The 6,679-nt window shown below is 47.0% G+C and carries 11 protein-coding genes; 7 read left to right on the top strand and 4 right to left on the bottom strand.

Annotated elements, in window-relative coordinates:
* The 3 genes from Q0I19_RS09490 to Q0I19_RS09480 all read right to left on the bottom strand — a co-directional run.
* Positions 1 to 248, bottom strand: a 248-nt coding sequence (locus tag Q0I19_RS09490) for a relaxase/mobilization nuclease domain-containing protein (RefSeq protein WP_296023661.1), incomplete at its 3' end; no start/stop codon positions are given.
* Positions 209 to 538, bottom strand: coding sequence for a plasmid mobilization relaxosome protein MobC (mobC, locus tag Q0I19_RS09485; RefSeq protein ID WP_294761001.1), 330 nt, complete (start codon positions 536 to 538; stop codon positions 209 to 211). The genes Q0I19_RS09490 and mobC, both read right to left, overlap by 40 nt.
* Before the next feature lie 231 nt (positions 539 to 769).
* Positions 770 to 1,123, bottom strand: a complete 354-nt coding sequence (locus Q0I19_RS09480) for a helix-turn-helix transcriptional regulator (protein ID WP_070470197.1) — start codon at positions 1,121 to 1,123, stop codon at positions 770 to 772.
* Between the two features lie 159 nt (positions 1,124 to 1,282).
* Here Q0I19_RS09480 and Q0I19_RS09475 point away from each other — a divergent pair, with 159 nt between their 5' ends.
* The 7 genes from Q0I19_RS09475 (at position 1,283) to Q0I19_RS09445 (ending at position 5,575) form a co-directional block, all read left to right on the top strand.
* Complete coding sequence (locus tag Q0I19_RS09475; protein ID WP_178293108.1) at positions 1,283 to 1,462, top strand: helix-turn-helix domain-containing protein; 180 nt, start codon at positions 1,283 to 1,285, stop codon at positions 1,460 to 1,462.
* Between the two features lie 96 nt (positions 1,463 to 1,558).
* Positions 1,559 to 2,263, top strand: coding sequence for a helix-turn-helix transcriptional regulator (locus Q0I19_RS09470; RefSeq protein WP_294761003.1), 705 nt, complete (start codon positions 1,559 to 1,561; stop codon positions 2,261 to 2,263).
* A 16-nt stretch (positions 2,264 to 2,279) separates the two neighbouring features.
* Positions 2,280 to 2,480: a hypothetical protein gene (locus tag Q0I19_RS09465; protein WP_294761005.1), complete on the top strand. Its 201-nt coding sequence runs from the start codon at positions 2,280 to 2,282 to the stop codon at positions 2,478 to 2,480.
* A gap of 444 nt (positions 2,481 to 2,924) precedes the next feature.
* The gene (locus Q0I19_RS09460) at positions 2,925 to 3,365 is read left to right on the top strand and encodes a sigma-70 family RNA polymerase sigma factor (RefSeq protein ID WP_294761007.1); all 441 of its coding nucleotides are present in this window, start codon (positions 2,925 to 2,927) and stop codon (positions 3,363 to 3,365) included.
* Positions 3,346 to 3,603, top strand: a complete 258-nt coding sequence (locus Q0I19_RS09455) for a helix-turn-helix domain-containing protein (protein ID WP_178733232.1) — start codon at positions 3,346 to 3,348, stop codon at positions 3,601 to 3,603. Before Q0I19_RS09460 ends, Q0I19_RS09455 begins: the two co-directional genes overlap by 20 nt.
* Positions 3,604 to 4,030: 427 nt before the next feature.
* Positions 4,031 to 4,267 (top strand): helix-turn-helix domain-containing protein, encoded by a 237-nt coding sequence (locus tag Q0I19_RS09450; protein ID WP_102747468.1) that lies wholly within the window; start codon positions 4,031 to 4,033, stop codon positions 4,265 to 4,267.
* 3 nt (positions 4,268 to 4,270) lie between these two features.
* Complete coding sequence (locus Q0I19_RS09445) at positions 4,271 to 5,575, top strand: tyrosine-type recombinase/integrase (protein ID WP_294761010.1); 1,305 nt, start codon at positions 4,271 to 4,273, stop codon at positions 5,573 to 5,575.
* Positions 5,576 to 5,760: 185 nt separating this feature from the next.
* Here the strand turns inward: Q0I19_RS09445 and Q0I19_RS09440 are convergent, their stop codons facing one another.
* Complete coding sequence (locus Q0I19_RS09440; protein ID WP_294761012.1) at positions 5,761 to 6,615, bottom strand: SDR family oxidoreductase; 855 nt, start codon at positions 6,613 to 6,615, stop codon at positions 5,761 to 5,763.
* Positions 6,616 to 6,679 lie beyond the last annotated feature (64 nt).

The raw sequence follows: 6,679 nt of genomic DNA, 5'->3' as shown, positions 1-6,679 counted from the left end.
TTTCCGATTTTGTGGGCGGTTTCATAATCCACTTCCCCCGGCTCAAAGGACTGTATCAGATGAAAGGCTAAATTGTTCCCCTTTTGGAGAGCTTGCGACAAGGTATATTCAAATTCAATGTCTGCCGTTTCATAGCTGCACCCAAAGGAGGACACAAGCATTTTCCCGTCTGTCTTATCGGGATTTTGGATATAGTCAAGGGCTTTGCTCAACGTGCTTTTAACAGGCTTAATCTTTGTAACCGCCATATCTCATTAAGCACCCCCTTTATTTCCTCTATGTCCTCTTGGTAGACGCTGCTCGTCGCATTGGCACGCTTTGCAATCTGATTGACATTGACACCGATTTTCTGTATCTCCGCTGTCATGGCTTTTATGTCGGTGTGGTCTACTTGGATAATGTACCCGTCGATTGCCATTTTTCGCAAATAGGCTTCCATGTTCCGGGTAGGGACGAGCTTCATTTTTTCAAGAATTAAATCTCGTTCCGCTTCTGTTACTCTGAATTTGATTTGTACCGTTCTTTTGCGTCCGTCCATGCTTTCGCTCCTTTCCGTTCCGAGGGTTTGGGACACTTCCCAACAAGCCATTTTCAATCGACGCGCCGCAGCGCAGGAGGGCGAAAATACGGAAGTGGGTACCCGCTTCCTATGCTTGCTACGAAAGTTTTTCCTTACTCCCTACTACAACGAAAAGCCCCGTTTTGCCAACTTTAAGCAAAAGAAAAACGCTGCAATCTCAAAAAGATTACAACGCTTCTTAAAACCTATTCAATTTTCGTTTTCGACTTCTGCAATTTCTTTTGCCGTTGCGGTAACAATCCGTATGCCCTTATCGCTCATGCTGTCAAGCAGCGTGTCGAGCTGCCGCCTTTGCGTCGATTTTTCCGCTGTCTTATCCGGGAAAAAGAATTGGTCTACGGATATGTCATAACGGGTAACAAGTTCATAAAAGATTTGCAGGCTTGGCTGTTGCCCTTTGTTTTCAATATTCGCAAGGTAGCGAGGGGAAATATTCATTTCGTCGCTTACTTTCTTGCGGCTTTCATTCCTGCCTGTTCGCGCTGCTTTTATGGCTTGCCCGAAAGCTGCAAAGTCATATAAAGGTACTGGTCTTTTTGCCATAATAATTCACCCAATTACATTTTACTGTTCCTTTCTTTGTTTAGATATGTCTACACAATTCTTATCATTAGCCAAAATAATTCATATTCTGCACTTGTTATTATTCGGCTATCCGTATATAATTATACTGATAGAGTTTGAAGAAAGGACGGGCGAATTATGGAATATATGTCTTGCCCAGAAGCAGCAAAAAAATGGGGCATTTCAGAAAGACGGGTACAGAAACTTTGTGAGGACAATCGAATACCGGGCATTTCAAAAATTGGTTATATGTGGCTGATACCAAAGGACGCAGAGAAGCCTTTTGACGGGCGACGAAAAAGACGAAACATCAAGTAGAATTGCAATTCTACCTATAAAAAACAGCAATTCTACCCTTGGTTGGTTTCATTCTACTTACAAAAACGCTATGATTTACTTGAAAGGAGATACAATATGGATCAAAACAAAATTGGAGAATTTATTGCAAAATGCAGAAAAGAATACAATATGACACAAATGCAGTTTGCTGAAAAGCTCGGAGTAACAAATAAGGCTGTTTCAAAATGGGAAACCGGAAAATGTCTACCAGACGCAGCGCTGTTTGGTGATATTTGTATGTTACTTAATATCACGCTGAATGAGCTTTTTGCCGGAGAACGGATTGCCCCTGAAAACATTGAAAAGAAGTCTGAAGAAAATCTTATCGAGATAGCTACTGAACTTCAGAAAAAAGACCACAAGATTGTTCTTCTAAAATACTTCACAGCAATCATTGCACTTGTAGCTTCGGCAACAAGTATAAGTGTCGGAGGCATATCTTTTGAGGGCACACCCGTCTTTTCAAACTTATTACTAACTATCTTAGTAATTTGCACATGGGGAGCACTTATGTATTTCACTCAAAAAGATAGATGTACTCAAAGAGTCGCTCTCATAATCAATATGGTATTAGGAGGTGTATCGCTAATTGCGTTTGTTTTGAGCTTCTGGGATGTCAATTCACAAGTCGTTTTATGGATTGGTTTTCCATGTGAAATTCTTTTCTATGGGTTCAAGCTCTTTTGGGACTGGATATGTATATATGCCGTAGTTACTGTCTTAGCGATAGTCGGCATTGAGTATTCCAAAAGAAACCTTTCTGAACAAAGTACAAAGTAAAAAGGAGAAAACAGCTATGTATATTACATTATTTATTATCGTGTTAACAGTCGGACTTCTGATGGTGTTCCTGCCATCTAAGGCTATTAAGAACTTGGTAAATCAGAATGGAGTTTTGGTCGTTTTACGCCTGCTTGGTATCATCATGTGTGTTGCAAGTAGCGTAACAATTTATGCTTTAGTTGCAGGCAAAATTGTATTACCGCTAATTAAATAATCAATCTGCCAGACGACGGCAAAAGAAAAAAAGCCGTCGTACAGCAGACATATTTTCACGCGCTTTTTAATCGGCGGCTTTGATTTTCAGAGCCGCCGTTTCTTTTTGCGCGACGACCCATAGCCATATAAAACGGCGGCTTTAGGAGGTAGCCGCCATGAGCGATAAACCATATCGACAATATTCTACTTTCTTTGACTTATCAAAAAAAGCCCGACCACCGCCGGGGACACTTCTACCCTTAGATATGAACTGTCAAATCATCTGAATACCGCTTTCAATTCCCTTGCGCTTGTCTGCGTCTTGCAGACAGGCGCATTTTGCATTTTCGGGAGGTTTTTTCAAAAAAGTTTCGCTTTCATTCGGCGTTTGAAAAAATCGCCTGTATTATCCCGCGAAAAGGGGAGGTACTACCTACCTTTCGACACGAAAGGAGGTGAGAACATGGAACCTAATCGCGTGGAATTTCAGAAGCAATGTATCTTTCAAAGTTTCTGTAAACGGGTGCTGCACAACGAAGCCTGCAACGCCCATGAGGAAATCCGGCGTCGCAGAGCAAAGGAAGTGTCGTTTTCCGACCTTGCCTTGCATGAGGAACGGCAGCTTTATACGCTTGATAAGTATTTTCAAGACGAAGAAGCCGAGCCGAGCTATCAGCAGGCAGGAAAGAAAATCACGCCGAAGCTGCTGCTTGAAGCAATTCGCACTTTGCCGGAAGAAAAAAGGAAAGCTATCATGCTGTACTATTTCGAGGGCATGACCGACGTGGAGATTGGAACGTTATTCAATACGTCGCGTAGCACGATACAGTACAGACGGACAAGCTCTTTTGAAATCTTAAAGAGATATTTGGAGGAACACGCTGATGAATGGGACGAATGGTAAAAAATCCGACTTCCCGGACGTTGCCCTTGTTCCCTATCCTGTCATTGTGGCAGCGACAAAGGGCGACCCGGACGCTATGAAAATTGTCTTGCAGCATTTTAGCGGTTACATAGCGAGCCTTTCTATGAGAAAGCTCTGCGACGAGCGCGGAAACGTCTATTTTGGCGTTGACGAGGATATTCGCCAACGGCTGCAAGCAAGGCTAATGAGGGCAATCCTCACATTTAGGGCTGAATAACTGCACCGATACCGAAACGTCTTAGCCCCTTTTCCGTTTCGTATCAATCCGCAGCAGCCCCGTATGTTCCTTGACAAAGAAAGCGACGCAAGATAACGGCGACGCAGTATAGGGCAAACCGGGTACGTCCTTTTTGCGCCGAGCCATACAGAGGGTGCGCCATGACGCTATTTCCCTATTGGGAAAAGCCGAGCGAGAAACACCGCGACGGGAAGCAAGTTAGCAGCTTGTGGGCGACGACACGCATTGAGGGAAGATAAGCCTTTACAGCCACAGTCCGAGCGTTCAGAGCGTCGCAGGCAATGGGTAAAGCTGCCTTAAATGAGCAGGGGTGCAATTCCCGCGAGGTTGTGCTAACAGCCGCACGGTTAAAGCCCACTTTTTGTAACTTGACTTTTTAGCCATTTATGAAAGGGGGTATTTTCCTATGGCAAAAAAGGAAACAGCAAGCCCCGCTATCCCCATATTCCCTATGTTAAAGACTGTTGAGCAAATGAGCAAGATTAGCGGTATCGGGGAAAATAAGCTGCGTGAGCTTATGGATAGCGGCGAGCTTGAATATATACAGAATGGAAACCGCCGTTTGATAGCTGACGCTGCAATCTGGGACTGGTATCATAGGGCAAAGACGACAGCGAAGCCCCCGGCACGACAGGGAGGTTAAGCTATGGCTATATCAACAAGGCAGGTTAAGAATAAGCGCGACAGCAACGGCGTACTGACCGGGCGGCCGGGTACAGTTTACGACGTGAATATAAAGTACACCGCCCCGAATGGGGAAAAGAAAACCTATTCAAAAAAGGGCTTTCCAACAAAAAAGGAAGCGACACAGCATGAAGCAGAGATGAAAGCAAAGCTCCATAATCCGGGACAGATTGCGTCTATCGCTTCACAGCGGAAACAGACCGTTGCAAGCTATCTGAATGAATGGGTAGAAAGCTATGCAAGAGTGAACTTGCGCCCCTCTACTTACGACGGGTACAAAAAGACGATTGCAAACTATATCAATCCCTATATCGGCGGCGTTGCCCTTAATCAGCTTACCCCCGCTATGGTAGACAAAATGTTTCAGCAGATTATTGACAAAGGCTTGAAACCGTCCACCGCAGCCGGGGCAAAGCGTGTTTTGAGCGTGGCGTTGAGCCATGCCCGGAAATACCGCTATATCGAAACAAACGCAGCAAAGGACACGCTTACGAAGTTTGGAAAGAGCGACAAGACCCCCGACCCTTATACGCCGGAACAGGTAAAATCCCTTATGCAGCGCGTCGTGGGTACCGTTTGGGAAATGCCCGTTATCTTAGGCGGGCTTTACGGTATGCGCCGTTCTGAAATCCTGGGCTTGCGCTGGCGTAATGTGGATTTGGAAAACAACACCTTTGACGTTTCCGAGCAGCTACCCTTTAAGGTGCCGCCGAAAACAAAAGTCATTGAGGAAATGGCACCGCCGAAATCCAACGGGCGAAAGCTGCCTATCACAGAGCTTGCCCGCCCGTTCTTCCTCAAACAGTTTGCTATGCAGGAAGCGCAGCGCGAACAGGCAGAAAAAGACGGAAAGCCATACTATGACAATGACCTTGTTGTAGCGAAGCCGGACGGTTCCCCTATCTCCGCGTCGTGGGTATCTTCCCAGTTTGGAAAACTGCTTGAAGATTTGGATATGCCGCATATCCGCTTTCACGATTTACGCCATACGGCGGCTACGAATATGCACCAACTGACAGGCGACTTCTACACCGTAGGCGAAGTGTTAGGACATACGCTTGCGGGTATCGGCGTATCGCTTGGACTGTCTATGAACTTTGAAGCTGTTACCGCCCGTTATGTGGACGTGCGGCTTGAACGCAAGAAAGAAGTCTTAGACGCTTATCATGGGGCGGTCAAACAGGCTGACCCGGCAAAGGCAGAGAAAGCCGAGCCGAAGAAAGCAAAGAGCGCGGCAAAGAAAAAGAGCAGCGATTTAGAGCTTTAACCGCTGTATCTCTTTACCGCTTCTTATATCGTTTTATAGCCCCGCGTGGGATTTGGGCACCATTTGGGCACCATTTACCGAAAAAGCACCACTAATACAGGCGATAAAAGAAACGCCGAGAACCCGCAAAAACATAGAGTTTATGCGGGTTTCCGGCGTTTTCTAATCCCTCAACCGACCTAAAATCATCTTGCGGCAGAGAGAAAAATTCTACTATTTTTTAATTCTGCAGTTGCCCCACTGGCAACGACGCCGCCGTCCATGATGATATCTGCGCCGGTCAAAAAGCCAAGGCGCTCATCCAGCAGCAGGGTGAACAGGGCGGCAATTTCCTCAGGACGTCCGTTGCGCTTGAGGGCAGAATGTTTCTTAAACACGTCCGCCTGTTCGCTTTCCAGTGCGCCCATCGGCGTGTCAAAGTTGCCGGGGGTCACGCTCAGGCAGCGGACATTTTTTGTGCCGAATCGTGCGGCATCGGTCTTGGCAAACCAGATGACAAAGTGCTTGCTGATGGCATAGGCAAGACCGGGGCGGGCTTCCTTGGGGGCAATGCTTGCCCGTGCCAGCAGCTTTTTTATAAATTTTTCGCGGTCGGTGCGCGCCAGCTTGTACGCACCCTGGGGCATGATAAACTGCGGAGCAAGGTAAGCGCTCATGCTGGAGGTATCGATCACGCAGCCGCCCGGTGCCATGACCTCGTAAAAGGCATCGTTGATGTTGACCGTGCCCAGCGCGTTGCCGCGCAGAATTTTCTCGGCATCACCCATGTGGGGGCTAAGCCCCGCAACGTGCAAAAGGGCTTTTACCTCGCCGCATTCGGCGGCGTGCTTAGCCAGCGCAAAGCAGCTTTCACGGTCAGAAACATCGCAGCTGAACGCCTCTGCCTCGCCGCCCGCCGCGCGCAGGTCAGTGACCGCTTTGTCTAATTTGGATGCCGTGCGTCCGACCAAAATGGTGTAGTAGCCGGCTTCACATACGAGTTTTGCCGCGGCAAGTCCCATTCCGCTGCCGCCGCCTGTAATTACACAGACTTTTTTCATGCAATTTTCCCTTTCAATGTAAAGATTCCAAGGCGTGGAGATAGCACTCCCACCGACAGTCATC

The sequence above is a fragment of the uncultured Gemmiger sp. genome (genome assembly GCF_934561205.1).
Taxonomy (GTDB): Bacteria; Bacillota; Clostridia; order Oscillospirales; family Ruminococcaceae; genus Gemmiger.
The sequence above is the reverse complement of the archived record's forward strand: the minus strand, read 5'-3'. Positions and strand labels throughout refer to the sequence as shown.

Bases quoted from the DNA above. Each gene is read 5' to 3' on its own strand.
- mobC (WP_294761001.1), bottom strand. From the start codon at position 538: ATGGACGGACGCAAAAGAACGGTACAAATCAAATTCAGAGTAACAGAA.
- Q0I19_RS09480 (WP_070470197.1), bottom strand. From the start codon at position 1,123: ATGGCAAAAAGACCAGTACCTTTATATGACTTTGCAGCTTTCGGGCAA.
- Q0I19_RS09475 (WP_178293108.1), top strand. From the start codon at position 1,283: ATGGAATATATGTCTTGCCCAGAAGCAGCAAAAAAATGGGGCATTTCA.
- Q0I19_RS09470 (WP_294761003.1), top strand. From the start codon at position 1,559: ATGGATCAAAACAAAATTGGAGAATTTATTGCAAAATGCAGAAAAGAA.
- Q0I19_RS09465 (WP_294761005.1), top strand. From the start codon at position 2,280: ATGTATATTACATTATTTATTATCGTGTTAACAGTCGGACTTCTGATG.
- Q0I19_RS09460 (WP_294761007.1), top strand. From the start codon at position 2,925: ATGGAACCTAATCGCGTGGAATTTCAGAAGCAATGTATCTTTCAAAGT.
- Q0I19_RS09455 (WP_178733232.1), top strand. From the start codon at position 3,346: ATGAATGGGACGAATGGTAAAAAATCCGACTTCCCGGACGTTGCCCTT.
- Q0I19_RS09450 (WP_102747468.1), top strand. From the start codon at position 4,031: ATGGCAAAAAAGGAAACAGCAAGCCCCGCTATCCCCATATTCCCTATG.
- Q0I19_RS09445 (WP_294761010.1), top strand. From the start codon at position 4,271: ATGGCTATATCAACAAGGCAGGTTAAGAATAAGCGCGACAGCAACGGC.
- Q0I19_RS09440 (WP_294761012.1), bottom strand. From the start codon at position 6,615: ATGAAAAAAGTCTGTGTAATTACAGGCGGCGGCAGCGGAATGGGACTT.